This window comes from Clostridium sp. 19966 (assembly GCF_032335695.1).
Taxonomy (GTDB): Bacteria; Bacillota; Clostridia; order Clostridiales; family Clostridiaceae; genus JACTOJ01.
In genome coordinates this window covers 1-16,995 of the sequence record NZ_JACTOJ010000044.1, presented here as the reverse complement: position 1 = coordinate 16,995, position 16,995 = coordinate 1, and the positions used below count along the sequence as shown (strand labels likewise).

Annotated in this window: 15 protein-coding genes; 14 read left to right on the top strand and 1 reads right to left on the bottom strand. The window is 33.3% G+C overall.

Annotation, left to right across the window (positions count from 1 at the left end; genetic code table 11):
- The first annotated feature begins 357 nt into the window (after positions 1 to 357).
- The 10 genes from IAI10_RS23300 to IAI10_RS23255 all read left to right on the top strand — a co-directional run bounded on the left by IAI10_RS23300 (position 358) and on the right by IAI10_RS23255 (position 11,032).
- Entirely contained in the window at positions 358 to 1,509 is a 1,152-nt protein-coding gene (locus IAI10_RS23300; protein ID WP_315675716.1) for a methyl-accepting chemotaxis protein, read from the top strand.
- Positions 1,510 to 1,628: 119 nt separating this feature from the next.
- Entirely contained in the window at positions 1,629 to 2,309 is a 681-nt protein-coding gene (locus IAI10_RS23295) for an HAD family hydrolase (RefSeq protein ID WP_315675715.1), read from the top strand.
- A gap of 29 nt (positions 2,310 to 2,338) precedes the next feature.
- Positions 2,339 to 2,581, top strand: a complete 243-nt coding sequence (locus tag IAI10_RS23290; RefSeq protein WP_315675714.1) for a hypothetical protein — start codon at positions 2,339 to 2,341, stop codon at positions 2,579 to 2,581.
- Between the two features lie 57 nt (positions 2,582 to 2,638).
- A complete protein-coding gene (locus IAI10_RS23285; protein WP_315675713.1) occupies positions 2,639 to 2,980 on the top strand; it encodes an SdpI family protein in 342 nt (113 codons plus the stop codon).
- A gap of 512 nt (positions 2,981 to 3,492) precedes the next feature.
- Positions 3,493 to 5,421, top strand: a complete 1,929-nt coding sequence (gene abc-f / locus IAI10_RS23280; protein WP_315675717.1) for a ribosomal protection-like ABC-F family protein — start codon at positions 3,493 to 3,495, stop codon at positions 5,419 to 5,421.
- 113 nt (positions 5,422 to 5,534) lie between these two features.
- Positions 5,535 to 6,122 (top strand): hypothetical protein, encoded by a 588-nt coding sequence (locus IAI10_RS23275; protein ID WP_315675712.1) that lies wholly within the window; start codon positions 5,535 to 5,537, stop codon positions 6,120 to 6,122.
- A gap of 764 nt (positions 6,123 to 6,886) precedes the next feature.
- A complete protein-coding gene (locus tag IAI10_RS23270) occupies positions 6,887 to 7,411 on the top strand; it encodes a GrpB family protein (protein WP_315675711.1) in 525 nt (174 codons plus the stop codon).
- A gap of 142 nt (positions 7,412 to 7,553) precedes the next feature.
- On the top strand, positions 7,554 to 7,727 hold the full coding sequence (locus tag IAI10_RS23265) for a hypothetical protein (RefSeq protein ID WP_315675710.1): 174 nt from the start codon (positions 7,554 to 7,556) through the stop codon (positions 7,725 to 7,727).
- Between the two features lie 17 nt (positions 7,728 to 7,744).
- Positions 7,745 to 8,227, top strand: coding sequence for an MBL fold metallo-hydrolase (locus IAI10_RS23260; protein WP_315675709.1), 483 nt, complete (start codon positions 7,745 to 7,747; stop codon positions 8,225 to 8,227).
- Between the two features lie 417 nt (positions 8,228 to 8,644).
- Positions 8,645 to 11,032: a phosphoketolase family protein gene (locus IAI10_RS23255; RefSeq protein ID WP_315675708.1), complete on the top strand. Its 2,388-nt coding sequence runs from the start codon at positions 8,645 to 8,647 to the stop codon at positions 11,030 to 11,032.
- Positions 11,033 to 11,405: 373 nt separating this feature from the next.
- On the opposite strand, the gene IAI10_RS23250 is transcribed toward IAI10_RS23255, so the two are convergent.
- A complete protein-coding gene (locus tag IAI10_RS23250) occupies positions 11,406 to 12,197 on the bottom strand; it encodes a class I SAM-dependent methyltransferase (protein WP_315675707.1) in 792 nt (263 codons plus the stop codon).
- Positions 12,198 to 12,593: 396 nt separating this feature from the next.
- Here IAI10_RS23250 and IAI10_RS23245 point away from each other — a divergent pair, with 396 nt between their 5' ends.
- The 4 genes from IAI10_RS23245 (at position 12,594) to larA (ending at position 16,882) form a co-directional block, all read left to right on the top strand.
- The gene (locus IAI10_RS23245) at positions 12,594 to 13,550 is read left to right on the top strand and encodes an adenosine deaminase (RefSeq protein ID WP_315675706.1); all 957 of its coding nucleotides are present in this window, start codon (positions 12,594 to 12,596) and stop codon (positions 13,548 to 13,550) included.
- Positions 13,551 to 13,607: 57 nt separating this feature from the next.
- Positions 13,608 to 14,132: a hypothetical protein gene (locus IAI10_RS23240; protein ID WP_315675705.1), complete on the top strand. Its 525-nt coding sequence runs from the start codon at positions 13,608 to 13,610 to the stop codon at positions 14,130 to 14,132.
- A gap of 188 nt (positions 14,133 to 14,320) precedes the next feature.
- Positions 14,321 to 15,394 (top strand): LD-carboxypeptidase, encoded by a 1,074-nt coding sequence (locus tag IAI10_RS23235; protein ID WP_315675704.1) that lies wholly within the window; start codon positions 14,321 to 14,323, stop codon positions 15,392 to 15,394.
- A 195-nt stretch (positions 15,395 to 15,589) separates the two neighbouring features.
- Complete coding sequence (gene larA, locus IAI10_RS23230; protein ID WP_315675703.1) at positions 15,590 to 16,882, top strand: nickel-dependent lactate racemase; 1,293 nt, start codon at positions 15,590 to 15,592, stop codon at positions 16,880 to 16,882.
- The last annotated feature ends 113 nt before the right edge of the window (positions 16,883 to 16,995 follow it).

Sequence of the window (16,995 nt, the reverse complement as noted above, 5' to 3'; positions counted from 1 at the left end):
CATTTTAATTATTATCCATTTTTTAAAAATTATTCATGGATAATTTAGTGGTTATTCTTTTTTTCTTTTTTTAGGGTCAATTGACCCTAAAAATTGGTTTTCAGAATAGCCATTTAATAAAGCTTAATATAAAACTTATTGCTGCTGGAGAATTATAAAGATTAGGTTATGGTTTAAGCTGTTGATATAGGCTTTGCTCCATCTGGAATTCTGGCTAAGATTAAAAAATATTAACAATTGTAAAGTATTATGCGATTATGTTGAAGATTAAAAGTAATTAGTGATATATTCGAAGTAAACTTGTTAAAATTTAGAGTTCTATGCATGTTTTAATAAGCATTTGGAGGCATCACTAATATGATTAAATTAGCAGATTTAGAAGGCTTTAAGGCTTCAGCAGAATTTCAGATTAATGAAATACCTGGTGGAGCTATTTATGTGGTTATTGAAGGTGAAATCGTAACTTGGAGAATATCCTCAGATACACTTACTACTGATGAATTTCAAATTGGTTCAAAGGTATATGAGGCTAGTGTGGAAAAAAAGTGCATGGATGAGAAGAAGACCTTATCAAAAAAGGTATATAGTGTGAGAAATGGAGTATACGTTAAGATTACGGCAACCCCATTGGTTGATGGAAATGATGAAGTGGTAGGAGCTGTTTCCTTTGCTATACCAATAGTTCATCCAGTTGTGAGGAGCTTTCAGCATTTTGCTCCTAGTATGGCAGAAATGTTTCCAGAAGGGGTATTTATCTATGTTTCAGATTTAGAAAACATAGTAAAAATACAAAAATCACAAAAATTTGATATTACAAAGATAAAAATTGGGGATCCCTTAGAGGAAAGCAGTACTTCAAGTATTTCTATGAAAACAAAAAAACTTGCTATTTATCAGGATGATGGAGAAAGGTTTGGAATACCTGCCATTACTATGAGTTATCCGTTGTTTGACGAAGAAGATGAAAATATAGTGGCAGGCTCTTTGAATATTGTATTGCCTAAGACTATAGCAAAGACTCTAGAAAATTCCTCCATAGATTTGAGAGATGGACTAACTAATATATCTTCTAGTGTGGAGCAATTGGCCGCTTCAGCCTCTAATATACATACAGTAGAATTAGAACTTAGCAGTGATATAAAATCTATTTATAATTCGCTGGAGGAAATATATAGTATATCAAAGTTCATTAAGGAAATATCTGATGAGACAAATATATTAGGATTAAATGCTTCTATAGAGGCGGCTAGAGCTGGAGAAGCAGGAAGAGGTTTTAGCATAGTGGCTAAAGAAATAAGAAGACTTTCTCAGCAGACTAAAGGCACGGTGCCTAAGATAAGAGAAATTACTGAAAATATAAAATCAGCTGTAGAGGAGACCAGTCAAAAGAGTAATACTACTTTAATTTCAAGTGAAGAACAAGCAGCTGCCTCCCAAGAAATAACAGCAAATATACAAAAATTAGCGGAGCTGTCTAAAAGCTTAAGCGAAATAGCTAAAAACTTATAATTTTAGCTGTATGTTAAGGAAGTGTCGATTATTTAACTTCGTTAGCATACAGCTTTTATTTATGTAATATGGTAAAATATTTTCCGGGAAATAATTTGTAATTGTATGGAGATTTTTATATGAATGAGATAAAGGTTATAATGTTTGATTTGTTTTTTACGCTGGTTGTGCCTAAATATAGTTATTTTAGGAATGAAAATGATGTATTAAGCATAACTAAAGAAGAATGGGAAAAATATGCTGAAGATGAGAAGCTATATTTGAAAAGAGCATTGGGTCAGGAAAAAAATCCTGAAAAAATCATTGAAAACATATTGGAAAATGCAGGATTAAATGCTACTATAGAACAAAAGATGGAAATACTAAAACTGAGAGAAAATAGATTTAGACAAGCATTATCGGAGGTGGATGAAAAAGTAATTAATGTACTTTCTGAACTTAGAAAGAGGGGTAAAAAACTATGTGTTATAAGCAATGCTGATGTTATTGATGTAATGCATTGGAAAGAAAACCCGCTCAGCAATTTATTTCATGAAACAATATTTTCCTACGAAGTTGGACATGTAAAACCTGAAATTGAAATATATGAAGCAGCATTAAAAAAGCTGAAAGTAAAAGCTGAGAATTGCATTTTTGTGGGGGACGGAGGATCACAGGAATTAAAATCAGCTAAAGAAATAGGAATGAAAACTATATTGACGGGATATCTATTAAAGAGGAGTAAAGAGGAATTACAGGATTTAAAGGCTTATGCTGATTATTATGTAGAAGATTTTCAGGATATAAAGGCACTGATTTAAAACAGCACTTAAAATTAAGGGTGATAATTTTGGGTAAAAGAATAAGAGTTAGTATAATCTTTATAACTTCCTTTATAATTTCGTTCTTTACTATAGGATATGTTATTAATACCAAGTTAAAAGTTATAGATTGGATAGAGGGAGCGACCTTGTGGGATAAATTTGATGAATATTATATAAGAACTTTTTTTCATGATGCCGTACCAGCTTCAATAATTGCATTGATAGCTACAGGTATATTTTTAAAAAGAAGTGATAGAAGCAATAAATAAAATATAAGCTTTACAGTATAATTAAAAAAATGATGCGTTTTTGCTATGAGGGAGAATATGCTAGGTATATTAATATTTATAATTATTTTCAATGGGTGTTTTTATTTCACAGGAGCGTTTTGTGACAAGCATCATTCAAAATTTCCAGATACAAGCGTTGGATACAAGTCTTTAAGAGCTCGTAAAAATAACTATACATGGGTAGAAGCCGATAAATATTCAGGTAAAGTTTTTAGAATAACTTTCTTAATAACTGCAGTGATACAAATTTTATTGGCAGTAGTTCCGAGAGCTTTACCGGAAAAAACATTGTATGGATTAATAATATATTTGCAAATTATTGCAGTAGTAGTAAGTATTTTTACTATAGAACTTCATTTGAAAAAGATGTTTCATTAATGTATTTACTTATATTTAGAAAAATGTTACTATAAAGGAAAATGACTATGTTTTAAGAGAATGTTGATATAATTATTAGAGGCATGGTCAAGGTTAAAGATGAAAGGGGAAAGTACAGTATGACACCAGCTAATTGCTAAATATTGATTTATTTTAAATTAATATGTATTTTTTAAAGGGTTTTTAATTTGCCTAACCGTATAGGTTTATTTGTGTTACTCTTTATGAAATGTGGCATTTAGAAGGTAACTTACTTTTCTGAAATTCATTATTGTGATTTAATTAGGTATTTTAAAAGTAATATTGCTGATTATAGGTAATATTGCATTTATTTACGCTAATTTTTTAGAATTATAATAGAGTATTTTGGGCCGTGAGAGGAATATATCTTCTTGCGGTCTTTTTAATTTGGCTATGTTTTAAATTGGTGTAGAGATCAACATCGATTTAAAATCGAACCTTTATATGCCTATTTCATAAAGAAGATATTATTTATGAAAGAAGGAATTGAAATGATTGAATTGACCGTAAATGGTATAAAAAAATATATGGAAGCAACTCTTGTGCTGAAAAATATAAGCTTTCAGGTTTATGCAGGAGAAAAGGTAGGGATAGTAGGAGTCAATGGAAGCGGTAAAAGTACTATTCTTAAGCTAATAGCGGGTATTGAGCCTATGAATTATTATCCAGGATATCCTCAGACCTCAAGCTATGGATATGACGAAGGCTGGATCTCTATAACCAGAGGGGCTACCGCTGCTTATTTGGAGCAGATACCAAATTATTCTCAGCAAATAAAGGTGATAGATGTTTTAAAGCTTGCTTTCGATGAAATCTATGCTATAGAAAAGAAGATGAGAGAATTAGAAGATAGAATGAAAGATTTAGAAGGAGAGGCTTTAGAAAAAATCCTTAACCAATATAGTAAGCTTCAAGAGCACTACGAAACTAAAGGAGGTTATGATATAGATGAAAAGTTGGGCAAGGTATGTACTGGGTTAAAATTTAGCGAAAGCTTTTTAAACAAGGATTTTAACTTGCTAAGCGGAGGAGAAAAAACTACGGTGGTGCTTGGAAAATTGCTTATAGATAATCCAGACATTCTTCTCTTAGATGAACCTACCAATCATTTGGATATGGAATCCATTGAATGGCTGGAGGATTATCTTAAAAATTATAAAGGCATTGTGATCACGGTATCTCATGATAGATACTTCCTTGATAATGTAGTTACAAAAATAGTAGAAATAGAAGATATGGAGGCTATAACCTACAAAGGAAATTATTCTTCTTATATTAATCAAAAAGAAGAAAATATGAGAATTCAGTATGAGGATTTCAGAGAGCAGCAAAAAGAGATAAAGTCCATGGAAAACACAGTAAAAGAGCTTCGAGACTGGGCCATGAGAGCGGATAATAATAAATTCTTCAGACGGGCAACCAGCATTCAAATAAAGCTAGATAAAATGGATAGAATAGAAAAACCAAAATTTGAGAAGAAAAATATGAAGCTTGACTTTAAAGCAGCTGAAAGGTCTGGAAATGAGACAATAAAGGCAGAAGAATTATGCAAGAGTTTTCAGGATAAAAAAATATTTAAGAATGCAGAGCTATTAGTAAACTATGGAGAAAGAGCAGCTCTCATAGGACCTAATGGCTGTGGTAAAACTACGTTCTTAAGGATGCTTTTAGGTGAAGAAGATGCTGATAGCGGCAGGGTGGAGCTGGGGGCAAATGTTAAACTTGCCTATCTTCCGCAAAATATTAAGTTTCCTAATGAGGAGCTCACTGCTTTGGAATGCTTTAGAGAAAATATTGTTATTCTGGAGGGAAAGGCAAGAGAATACCTATCTAAGTTTATGTTTTTTGGGAAAAGTGTATTTAAAAAAGTAAAGCAGCTGTCCGGTGGAGAAAAGATAAGACTTAAGCTAAGCATAATGCTTTATGAGGATATAAATTTACTGATACTTGATGAACCCACAAACCACTTAGATATTGCGTCTATAGAAACCCTGGAAGAGGCTTTAGAAAATTTTAAGGGAACTATATTTTTCATATCTCATGATAGATATTTTATAAATAAAATAGGGCAAAGGGTTATAGCTATTGAAAATAAAGCCTTTAAAACTTATCTTGGAAATTATGATTATTATAAAACCAAGCAGGAAGAATTGAAACTAGAGCCTCAAAAGGAGCAAGAACCCAAGAAGGAAAAAGTTAAAAAAATTAAAAACTCAGATGAAAAAAAGAAGAGAGAAACAGAAAAACTCAAATTAGAGGATGAAATAGATCTCTTGGAAAAGCAGCTTAAGGAAGTAGAAGAGGCTATGAATAAAGCAGGAGAAAGCTATGAAGAACTGAGGGAGCTTCTTTCTAAAAAAGAAAAGTTAAATGAGGAACTGGAGGATGTTATGGAGACATGGATGGAGTATAATAAGTAAATTAGTAATCCAGAAAGAAAAATACTGAATTTTTTATGCTATTATATATTTAGAAGATAATTGATTTATTGATAATTAAATATACTTTTAATATATTTAGATTAAGGGGTGTAATGGTGGTATTAGGATTTTTCTTAATAATGGTTATTTTATTTTTTCTAGCATTATTCTTTATAACGTTAAATGGGATATTTATAATTATATGGATATTAAAAAAACGTAGAGGAAAGGCTTCTAAAAAACGCTATATTATTATTCCAATAATTTTTTTAATCATAAGCATTTCATTAGAGCTGATTCCTGTTGGTTGGGTTATGATGGTGCGTTCAGGAAACAAAAGTATGTCTAAAGATGCTGTCATAGCAAAATCAGGAGAGATTGGATACTGGGGACGTAAAGCGAATAGTGATGATACAAATGAATATTTTGAAATGAAGGGTAATATCTATATTCACGTATTAGATAAAGATTCATCGCATACATGGAAGCTTGGGAAACCAATTGCTAATATTAAGCTTAGATCCAGCGAAGAAGTATTTAACAAAATCTTGATATCAATATTCGCTCGTGAGGATATTTCAACATTGTATCCAGTTATTAATGATGAAGGATTCGAGTTATATAGTACAGGAGGAAGTGAGATTTACTGCCCTGAAAACCAAAAGGATAAGATTTTAACGTATTATGGTATTTCTCATTAGTATTATTTAATTTACAATCTTCTTTTATTAATGGCTATGTTTTAAAAGGATGTTGATAAAGGCGTTTTTCGTCTGGCATGGTTTCTTTCAGAACCCATGTGAGTAACTCTAGGGGCTGCTTTGTTATAATTGGCTACCAATTTTAATGCGTCGTCCATGGCGCTAAAATTGCTTTGCCCGTCCTGGGCAAAATTACGCCAATTATAAGTCGCAATCCCTAAGAGTTCCTAGAACTCAAACGATAATATCAACATTTTAAAACATAACCTCCCGTACTGAAGGAAATTTTAAATCAGCGTAAAAATCAACACTGATTTAAAACAGAACCTTAGTAATAAATATAATAGCTCTCAGAGATAAGCATATTTCTGGGAGCTATTTATCGTTTGAGAAGTAACTGGAATGTGAGTATAAATATGGTATAATTGTTTCTAACAGTTGTAAATTATAGAAAAAGCTATAGGTTTACTTGATAAAGGAAAGATTTCAATGGAGGAGAGAAAAATTTTAACCGGAATGTGGGACATGGGAGATGAAGAAACAAAGTAGCCATTTATAAGTCTATTTGAAAGTGAAATAGCAACAGGCGAATTTCATAAGCTTTATTTTCAATGGTATAACATAATCCATGAGCTTGGACATATTTTAAGAGAACATCATGGAATTGAAGGGGACTGGTCTAAAGAAGGTGCTAGCGAAGAGCAGTCGGTAAATGATTTTGTCAGATAGATATGAATAAGCATACAATATAATGAGAGAAAGGAATGGTGGCTTTGTTAGGAGTAGAAAGGTACGAAGTAAAATTGATTCCTCACGATGAAAAATGGGAAGAAGAAGCTAAAAAAGTTATACAGCAGCTGGAGGTTATATTAGGAGAAAATGTTATTGACATTCAGCATATTGGCAGCACTTCTATTAAGGGAATATGGGCAAAACCAATTTTGGATTTAGCTGTGGAGGTAAAAGCACTAGCTCAATTAAATAAAGAAGGAATGCTTGCTGCTGGCTATGATGCTTGTGGTGAAAGCGGAGTAGTTGGACGGTATCTCTTTGTAAAACGTAAGGATGGACACATATCAACCCATCACATACACTGCTATGAAAAGGGCAATGAAGATTTAGCCGCAGTCATAAAATTTCGAGATTTTCTTAATGGTCAGCCTGAATATGCGCAGCAATACTGTGATTTAAAGAAGAAATTAGCAGAGAGATTCCCTAAGGATAGGGCTTCTTATACTGCTGGAAAAGAACAGTTTATAAAAATGATATGCGAATTGGCAGATAAATAATATTCATTTCAGAAAAGAGAAATGTGAGAGGATAACACTTTTGGGAATTCTATTAAAAAATGAAAGAAGAAAAACTCATTGATTAAGAGAGGTAAGTTTTTAGGACTGCTTATAAAAGCATATTTTTTATGGAGGCAATCTTATGGAAAAAATAACTGTCTTAGATATAAAGTTCAAATTTGGAGATACAGAAGATGCTATTCATCCTGTTATTTTACAGGATGATAATGAAATGATTTTGGTGGACTGTGGGTATGTAGGTCTCATGCCTATTATAGAAGGTGCTATTGAGGCAAAAAGCTCACTAAAATTTTGATCACTCATCATGATCATATGGGAGCAGCAGCAGATTTTAAGGCGAAATATCCTAATATAAAAATTGTTGCAAGTGAAGTAGAAGCACCGTATATTAATGGAGAAAAGAAATCCTTAAGGTTAGAGCAGGCAGAAGAATTTGAAAAAACTTTACAAGGTGAGAAAAAAGCTTTTGGTAAAGCGTTTTGTGAAATGCTTAGAAAGGTTAAGCCTGTTGATGTAGATATAAGGGTGCATGATGGTGAAGTTATGGATTGGTGTGGCGGCTGTGAAATTGTAGCTACTGCTGGACACACTCCGGGTCATATATCCTTGTTTTTAAGCAATAGGAAAACTGTAATAGCAGGCGATGCCGCTGCATTAAAGAATAATAAATTGATAGTGGCGAATCCTCAATTTACTTTAGATATGGTAAAAGCAAAGAAAGACATAATAAAAATATTAGGCTATGATGCGGATAGATTTATTTGCTACCATGGTGGAGTGTATATAAGAAAATAGAGCATAGAAGAGAAATATTATTCTCACATAAAGAACACATTATGTACACATCATATAAACATAAAGCTATATTATTATATACTCATAGGATAATTAAATAGTAGTAATCCCCCAAAAATAAAGCAATCGGTAGCCCCCCTTTTGACTGCTTTTGTTTTTTGTAAAATAATCCCTTGATTAGAATATCACAATGTTTTTATTATACTCCTGAAACCGTTATCTTTTGAAAAAAATGTTGAATTAAGCTATCATGCATCTTTAATATATATATATTATTTAACCACTCTGATGAACATTATAATGATTCTCCAATTTTGTGAAGGATTTGACAAAATAGCCGTTTTCCTATCGTTAATTATATAACGATGCTATATAATTATTTATAGTAAAGCATTTTTTCACTTCGAGGAGGATTTTATGTCAAATTATAGTGATTGTATTGAAAAAGGACCTATAACACAAGAATTACTAGAAAAAATGGATGCGTATTTCCGTACAGTAAATTATTTATCAGCAGGACAGTTATATTTATTAGACAATCCATTGTTACGTGAACCATTAACTATGGATCATGTAAAACGTAAAATAGTAGGACACTGGGGTACGGTTCCAGGACAAAATTTTGTTTATACCCATTTAAATCGTGTAATAAAGAAGTATGATCTGGATATGGTTTATATTTCTGGTCCAGGACACGGTGGAAACTTCATGGTAGCTAATACTTACGTAGAAGGCTCTTACAGCGAAGTTTATCCTAATGTAAGCCAAGATACTGAAGGCTTAAAAAAGCTTTTTAAACAATTTTCTTTCCCTTGCGGAATATCCAGCCATGTTGCTCCTGAAACTCCAGGTTCTATAAATGAAGGCGGAGAACTTGGTTATTCTTTAGCTCATGCTTTTGGTTCCGTGTTTGATAATCCAGGGCTTATTACAGCTTGTGTGGTAGGTGATGGGGAAGCAGAAACTGGTCCACTTGCTACTGCATGGCATTCAAATAAGTTCTTAAATCCAGTTAATGACGGTGTGGTATTGCCAATACTTCATTTGAATGGATATAAGATAAGCAATCCAACTGTTTTTGCACGTATTTCAAAAGAAGAGGTTCAGAAATTCTTTGAAGGCTGCGGATGGAAACCTTACTTTGTTGAAGGTGGCGAGCCAATGGTTATGCATAAATTAATGGCTGAAACACTAGATAAAATAATAGAAGAAATTAAGGCAATAAAGAGACATGCGATTGAAACTGGAGATCTTACTCGTCCAATGTGGCCAATGATAGTATTAAGAACTCCAAAAGGATGGACAGGACCAAAGGTAGTGGATGGCAATCAGATTGAAGGTACCTTCCGTGCTCACCAAGTACCTATGTCTATGGAAAAGCCTGAGCATCTTGAACAATTAAAGGAATGGCTAGAAAGCTATAGACCAGAAGAATTATTCGATGAAAATGGAAAGGTTGTTCCTGAAGTAGCAGCAATGTCTCCTAATGGAAATCAACGTATGGGTTCTAATCCACATGCTAACGGAGGACTTTTACTGCGTGACTTGCGTTTACCTGATTTCCGTCAATATGCTGTAGAGGTTCCAGCACCAGGGGCTGTCAAGGCTCAAGATATGATAGAGCTAGGTGGATATGTTAGAGATGTGTTTGAGCTAAATAAGGAAAACAAGAACTTCCGTATTTTTGGACCTGATGAAACAATGTCAAACCGTTTAGCAAAGGTATTTGAGGTTACTAAACGTGATTGGAATGGAGCAAAGGTTGAAAATGACGAATTCCTTGAAAAAGATGGAAGAGTAATGGATTCCTATTTGAGTGAGCATATGTGTGAAGGCTGGTTAGAAGGTTATTTATTGACTGGACGTCATGGCTTCTTTGCAAGCTATGAAGCGTTTATCCGTGTTGTAGATTCAATGTTCAGCCAGCATGCAAAGTGGCTTAAGGTTACTTCAGAGCTTCCATGGAGAAAGGATATAGCTTCCTTGAACTACATACTATCTTCTAATGTATGGCAGCAGGATCATAATGGATACACTCACCAAGATCCAGGATTCCTTGGACATGCAGCAGATAAGAAGGCGAGCATAATTCGTATGTATCTTCCACCAGATGCTAACTGCCTTTTAGCTGTATTTGATCAATGTATGAGAACTAAGCATAATATAAATGTTATGGTTACCTCAAAGCATCCAAGCAGTCAATGGCTTAATATGGAGCAGGCTATTAAGCATTGTAAGCAAGGTATTGGTATTTGGGATTGGGCAAGCAATGATCAAGGTAGTGAACCAGATGTAGTATTGGCTTGCTGCGGAGATACTCCAACTCTTGAAACTATAGCAACTGTTTCTATATTACGTGAGTATTTGCCAGAATTAAAGGTTAGAGTGGTGAATGTAGTTGATTTAATGAAACTTAAGTCAAATGAAGATCATCCACATGGACTTACTGATGCAGAATTTGACTCTTTATTTACAAAGGATAAGCCAGTAATATTTGCTTTCCATGGTTATCCATCATTAATACATGAGCTTACTTATTCTCGTCATAATCATAATATTCATGTATTTGGATATCAGGAAGAAGGAACGATTACTACACCATTTGATATGCGTGTTCAAAATAAGATTGACCGTTTCCATTTAGTGCAGGATGTTGTTAATAGCCTTCCAAACCTAGGTAGCAAGGGCGATTATCTATGTCAGTTAATGCGTGACAAGCTAGTTGCTCATAAGGAATATATTGCAGAGGTGGGCTTAGACCTTCCAGAGATTCGTGAATGGCAGTGGGAAGGTTCAAGAAAATAGCTTATAAAAAATTCAAGCTGTTATAGCAGGGCAATAGGATATCTGAGATTAAGATATCCTATTGCTTATTATCTTTGGTTCTGTTTTAAATCAGTGTTGATTTTTACACTGATTTAAAACTTCATTCAGTTCTATGGGGCTATGTTTTAAAATGTTGATATTATCGTTTGAGTTTTAGGAACTCTTAGGGATTGCGACTTATAATTGGCGTAATTTTGCCCAGGACGGGCAAAGCAATTTTAGCGCCATGGAGGGCGCATTAAAATTGGTAGCCAATTATAATAAAGCGACCCTTAGAGTTACTTACATGGGTTCTGAAAGAAACCATGCTAGACGAAAAACGCCTTTATCAACATTCTTTTAAAACATAGCCTTATTTTTCAATTTTTAATTTATACGCTATTAAGGTAAATTCGCCAGGAATATTTTTATGCTCGTCAAACCTCGGACCTTCTGTCAATTTTTCTATGACAAAGCCTGCTGTGGCAAAAGAAGTAATAATCTCTCCCATTGTCCAATATCTTAAAAGGCATTTCGGAAACTTTTCCCGTTCCTTCTCTGTAAAAAACTTTTCATGTGCTACATCACTAATTTGTAGGGCATCTTCAAAGTAGTCACCTGTAAGCTCTAAGGCATCCTCTCTGCAGTCGAAAATATCACGAATCTTAAATATTTTTCTTATGGGATGAAAATCATTTAAAATTAGTTTTCCGCCAAGCTTCAACAGACGATAAATTCTTTCTGCAAGCTCATTTAGATCTGAAAAGTAATGTAATATTCCTCCTTCAAGATAAACAATATCAAAACTATTTTGCATATTTGAAAGGTCTAAAGCTAAAAAATCGGATACTATATAATTTAAATTAACTCCAGCTTCTTTGGCAGTTTCCAGGGCATAATTTTTGTTCTGCTCAGAAATATCTACAATAGTTACATCGGCACCTAGTAGTGCTAGGGGTATGGCCTTTTTACCGCAAGAGCCAAGCAAATTGGCAACTTTTTTCCCTTTAACATCACCAAGGTATTCAAGATGCCTTCGCAAATGTTTTTCTGGCTGCTTCTTTAGCTCTTGAGCAAAGCCTGCAGGCGAACCTAAGTTATTTGTCCAGAATTCATAGGCTTTATAAGACCAAGCTTCTTTATTTGTTTCGCTTTGTTTTTCCATGAGATCCTCCTTAATTTAAAACATACTCTTTTTTAAACTCTGCTGTTTTAGTATAAATTAATGCTAGAAATAAAGAAAACTTGTTAGCAAGCTTTGTAATGCAGCTCCATTTGAATAAGGGATAGCATTTCTATTATTCTCATATATTCAAAATATTTCTTGACATGGTTATACTTTTATCCTATGATATGTATATTAGTGGTACCGAAAATACCATACTTGTGTTAGGGTAACCCAAAAATAGTGAAAATCAATTTTATTTTGTAATTTTAGCGGTAGATATGAGAATCTACTGCTTTTTTAATGCATTAACATAATTTCTTTTACTTGAATTACATAAATGCTATAATTAGGAATAAATATTGATGAGTGCTTGATGCAAGGGAGAAAATAAAAATGAGAGATTTTTATTCAGAAAAATTTATAAAGGCCTTAAGAAATCTGGATGTAGCTGATTTAAGGAGGATACCTAAAGCAGATTTGCATAATCACTTCGTATTAGGTGGGAGCAGAGAATATATTAAGCTTAAAACGGGAATAGAAATTCCATTCCTTCATGAAGTTTTATCCTCAATGCAGGCTATGCATGATTGGAATAACAAATACATGGGTGAAAGCTTTAATAATAAAGAGATGAGGAAATTTTTAATTGAGGCTACCTTTGTACAAGCCAAAGAGGACGGTATTAAAATTTTGGAGATTGGAGAAGATGTTTGGGGCTTAGGAGAATTTTTTAATAATAATATAGAGGAATTAATAGATACATTTCAAGCAGCTAATCAAAGCATAGCACCGGAAGTGGAGCTGAGATTGCAGATAGGTTTATCAAGACATTGTCCCATAGACTATCTCTTAACCTGTTTAGAACCTTTCTGGGACAAAACCATATTTTATTCTATTGACTTATATGGAGATGAATTAGCTCAGCCTATTGAAAATTTTGTTCCAATCTATAGAAAAGCCAAGCAGAAAGGATTGAGGCTTAAAGCACATATTGGAGAGTGGGGAACCGCTGAAGATGTAAAAAAAGGAGTAGAGCTGCTGGAATTGGACGAAGTGCAGCATGGTATTGCGGCTGTAAATTCAGAAGAAGCAATAAATTTTTTAATAAGTAATCATATACGATTAAATATAACTCCTACCAGCAATATAAAGCTTGGCAGGGTTAAGGAATTAAATAATCATCCCATTAAGAAACTTTTTCGGTCTGGAGTTGATGTTACTATTAATTCTGATGATATTTTAATTTTTGACAGCGATGTATCAAAGGAATATTTGAGACTATATGAAGCTGGTGCTTTAAAAGCGGAAGAACTTGATAGTATACGCGTTAATGGGTTACGCAAATTATGATGTTTGAGCAAATTCTATATAATTGAGGTGATTAATATGTTTTGCCCAAGATGTAAAATGGAGTATAAAGATGGCGGCTTAAGATGTAAAAACTGTAAGGTTAAGTTAGTTGCTAAACTACCAAAAGAAAAAATATCAAAGAAAAGAGAATTTAATCATAATACAGAAGTTAAAAAAACAAATAAAAAAATAAAGACACTAATAACTGTTTTTATAGCTATATCTTCTATACTTTTTTTTATGTATTTTATGGGATTTTATATATTTAAAAGTTTTATGTCAATTCCTGATGCATCCTTGTTGGGAGAATTAATGATTTATTTTCTTGAGCTAATTTTATTCATTTTTATATCGATTGGTTTATATATAAGTACAGATATTTGGTCTAATGGAGGAAAAATGAGCAACAAGGACAAAATAATAAAATTATTAGTAAAGAGAATTTCACCAGTAATTATGATTATTTTGGGTATATTCAACACTTATGCACCAATGATGGATTTTATTAAGAGAGATTATATTTATAAATATGGAATAGTTACAGCAATAACTATGAAAAAATCAGAGGATTATATATATTGACGGAAAACGATATTCTTTTATTGTAAGGGTAGATGACAAAGTAAATGTAGGGAACGTATATTCATTCGTTATAGCTAGAAGAATTAATTTAATTCTTGATATATATAAGTAAGTGTTGAGAAAATTGTATGTATAATTTATCAAGTTATAGCTTATTATTTATTTTGCTGAGAAAGGAAGGATTTCATATGAAAAAACCAAATACATTAATTAAAGGAGATAAAATTGCTATTGTAAGCTTGTCTAGCGGAATGCTGGGAGAAGACTTTGCAAAGCACCAGGTGGAATTAGGAACAAAGAGATTAAAGGAATTTGGATTGGAACCAGTTTTTATGAAAAATACATTGAAGGGCGTAGAGTATATAGAAAATCATCCAGAGGCAAGGGCACAGGACTTGAAGGATGCTTTTTATGATGAATCCATAAAAGGGATCATGTGTGTCATAGGTGGAGATGATACCTATAGAACTCTGCCATATTTAATGGAGGATAAAAAATTCATAGAAGCTGTTCATAATAACCCTAAATTATTCACCGGCTTTTCAGATACAACCATTAATCATCTTATGTTTCATAAGCTTGGCATGGCTACTTTTTATGGCACAAATTTTGCCTCTGATATAGCAGAATTAGATAAAGAAATGCTGCCTTATACTAAAAAAGAATTTTTAAAGTATTTTAGCAATCCAAAAGAAAGCTCCTTGGAATCCAGTAATGTGTGGTATGAGGAGAGGACAGACTTCTCTAGGGAAGCTCTTGGAACCAGCAGAATAAAGCATGAAGAAAAAAGAGGGTATGAAGTTTTGCAAGGCAAAGGAAAATTTAGCGGAAGGCTTTTGGGAGGATGTCTTGAAAGCTTATATGATATATTAACAAATAATCGCTATGAAGATGAAAAAGCAGTATGTGAAAAATATGGTTTGTTTCCGAATCTAGAGCAGTGGAAAGATAAAATATTATTTATTGAGACCTGTGAGGAAAAGCCAACTCCGGAAGAATTTCAAAAAGAACTTACTGCTTTAAAAAATACCGGAATCTTTAATGTAATTGAAGGTATAATTGTTGGGAAACCTCAGGATGAAGCCTATTATGAGGAGTATAAAGCTATCTACTATAAAATAATTGAAAATAAAGAGCTACCTATAATGTATAATATAAACTTTGGTCATGCTACTCCAAGAGGCGTAATTCCATATGGAGTTTTAACAGAAGTGGACCTCGATAAAAAGACTATCACCTTTAAAGAAAGTTTTTTTAAATAATATCACTGTTTTAAAGCAGAGCTTAAACAATGTAAACGCCTTGAGATTGAAATGATTTTAAGGCGTTTTATTTTACTATGCGGTTTATTGACGGATATAGCATATTGTATTATATTGAAAAGTAAAAGGGTGAATTTGTAAATTTGGGGCGAATATTTACAAACACCATATTGTATACAAGGAGGGCTATTATAAATGAAAGAAATTGAAATGAACTATGGACAAGGTGCTATGAAAGCCTCTATTGAGGAGAAAGATGTGCTGCAGGTAATAGAAAGCAACCCATTTAAGCAGGACAAGACAGAAGAGGAGGTTATAGAGGAGGCACTGCTTAATCCTATTGACAGCAGGAGACTTAAAGATATAGTGCATGAAGGTGAAACAGTTTGTATCATAATCTCTGATATCACAAGAAGCTGGCAAAAGCCGCACAAATTTTTATATAAAATTGTTGAGGAGCTTAACGCAGGTGGAATTAAGGATGAAGATATCATATTCTTATCCGCACAAGGCACTCACAGAAAGCAAACTAGGAAAGAGCATGAATTGCTTCTCGGAGAAAAGCTGGCAGGCAGGTTTCAGGTATATGATCATGATTGCTTTGATGAAGAAAGCATGACTTATCTAGGAGATACAAGCTATGGAACTCCTGTCATAGTAAATAAAAAAGCTGTGGAATGCGATCATATAGTGCTTACTGGAGCGATTATCTATCATTTTCTTGTGGGCTGGTCAGGCGGGAAAAAGTCAATACTTCCTGGTATTTCCTCCTTCAAGTCCATATCCGCAAATCACTCACTTTCTCTGAATGAGGGATTTGGAACTGGTGGAAGAAAGGAAGTATGTTCTGGAAATATAGTAGGAAATCCAATACATAATGACATGCTTGAAGCAGCCGCTATGGTGAAGCCTTCCTTTATGTTTAATGTAATAATGGGACCTGATGGAAATATAGCTGGTGCAGTTGCAGGAAATTATATTACAGCTCATGAAGCAGGAAGAAAACTAGTAGATAGCATAGATGGTGTTAATATAAAAGAGAAATCAGACATAGTTATTGCTAGTGCGGGAGGATATCCAAAGGATATCAATCTTTATCAATCTATAAAGACTCTAATGAATGCTAAGGAAGCAGTGGCTGATGGCGGGACAATGATAATACTTACTCAATGCAAAGAAGGTATTGGGGAAAGCGATGATGTTAAGCATATGATACTGGATTTTGATAATATGCTGGACAGAGAAAAAGATCTTAGGGAAAATTACACTATTTCAAAATATGTGGGATATTTTTTCTGTGAGTGCGCTGAAAAGTATAAACTAATTTTAGTTTCAGAAATTGAGCCAGCCTTGCTTAGCAAGACAAAAATCATTTTGACTAAAACACTAGAAGAGGCCCTTAAAATCGCCTATGATGGTGAGAATAAAAATGCTACAATAAATCTAATGCCACACGGAGCAACAACCCTTCCAAGGTTAGCGGAATAAATAAATTAGGCTATTCTGAAAACCAATTTTTAGGGTCAATTGACCCTAAAAAAAGAAAAAAAGAATAACCACTAAATTATCCATGAATAATTTTTAAAAAATGGATAATAATT

What these genes read in the sequence shown, in the direction of transcription:
- IAI10_RS23300 (WP_315675716.1), top strand. Translation starts at nt 358, where the DNA reads ATGATTAAATTAGCAGATTTAGAAGGCTTTAAGGCTTCAGCAGAATTT.
- IAI10_RS23295 (WP_315675715.1), top strand. Translation starts at nt 1,629, where the DNA reads ATGAATGAGATAAAGGTTATAATGTTTGATTTGTTTTTTACGCTGGTT.
- IAI10_RS23285 (WP_315675713.1), top strand. Translation starts at nt 2,639, where the DNA reads ATGCTAGGTATATTAATATTTATAATTATTTTCAATGGGTGTTTTTAT.
- abc-f (WP_315675717.1), top strand. Translation starts at nt 3,493, where the DNA reads ATGATTGAATTGACCGTAAATGGTATAAAAAAATATATGGAAGCAACT.
- IAI10_RS23275 (WP_315675712.1), top strand. Translation starts at nt 5,535, where the DNA reads ATGGTGGTATTAGGATTTTTCTTAATAATGGTTATTTTATTTTTTCTA.
- IAI10_RS23270 (WP_315675711.1), top strand. Translation starts at nt 6,887, where the DNA reads ATGGTGGCTTTGTTAGGAGTAGAAAGGTACGAAGTAAAATTGATTCCT.
- IAI10_RS23265 (WP_315675710.1), top strand. Translation starts at nt 7,554, where the DNA reads ATGGAAAAAATAACTGTCTTAGATATAAAGTTCAAATTTGGAGATACA.
- IAI10_RS23260 (WP_315675709.1), top strand. Translation starts at nt 7,745, where the DNA reads ATGGGAGCAGCAGCAGATTTTAAGGCGAAATATCCTAATATAAAAATT.
- IAI10_RS23255 (WP_315675708.1), top strand. Translation starts at nt 8,645, where the DNA reads ATGTCAAATTATAGTGATTGTATTGAAAAAGGACCTATAACACAAGAA.
- IAI10_RS23250 (WP_315675707.1), bottom strand. Translation starts at nt 12,197, where the DNA reads ATGGAAAAACAAAGCGAAACAAATAAAGAAGCTTGGTCTTATAAAGCC.
- IAI10_RS23245 (WP_315675706.1), top strand. Translation starts at nt 12,594, where the DNA reads ATGAGAGATTTTTATTCAGAAAAATTTATAAAGGCCTTAAGAAATCTG.
- IAI10_RS23240 (WP_315675705.1), top strand. Translation starts at nt 13,608, where the DNA reads ATGGAGTATAAAGATGGCGGCTTAAGATGTAAAAACTGTAAGGTTAAG.
- IAI10_RS23235 (WP_315675704.1), top strand. Translation starts at nt 14,321, where the DNA reads ATGAAAAAACCAAATACATTAATTAAAGGAGATAAAATTGCTATTGTA.
- larA (WP_315675703.1), top strand. Translation starts at nt 15,590, where the DNA reads ATGAAAGAAATTGAAATGAACTATGGACAAGGTGCTATGAAAGCCTCT.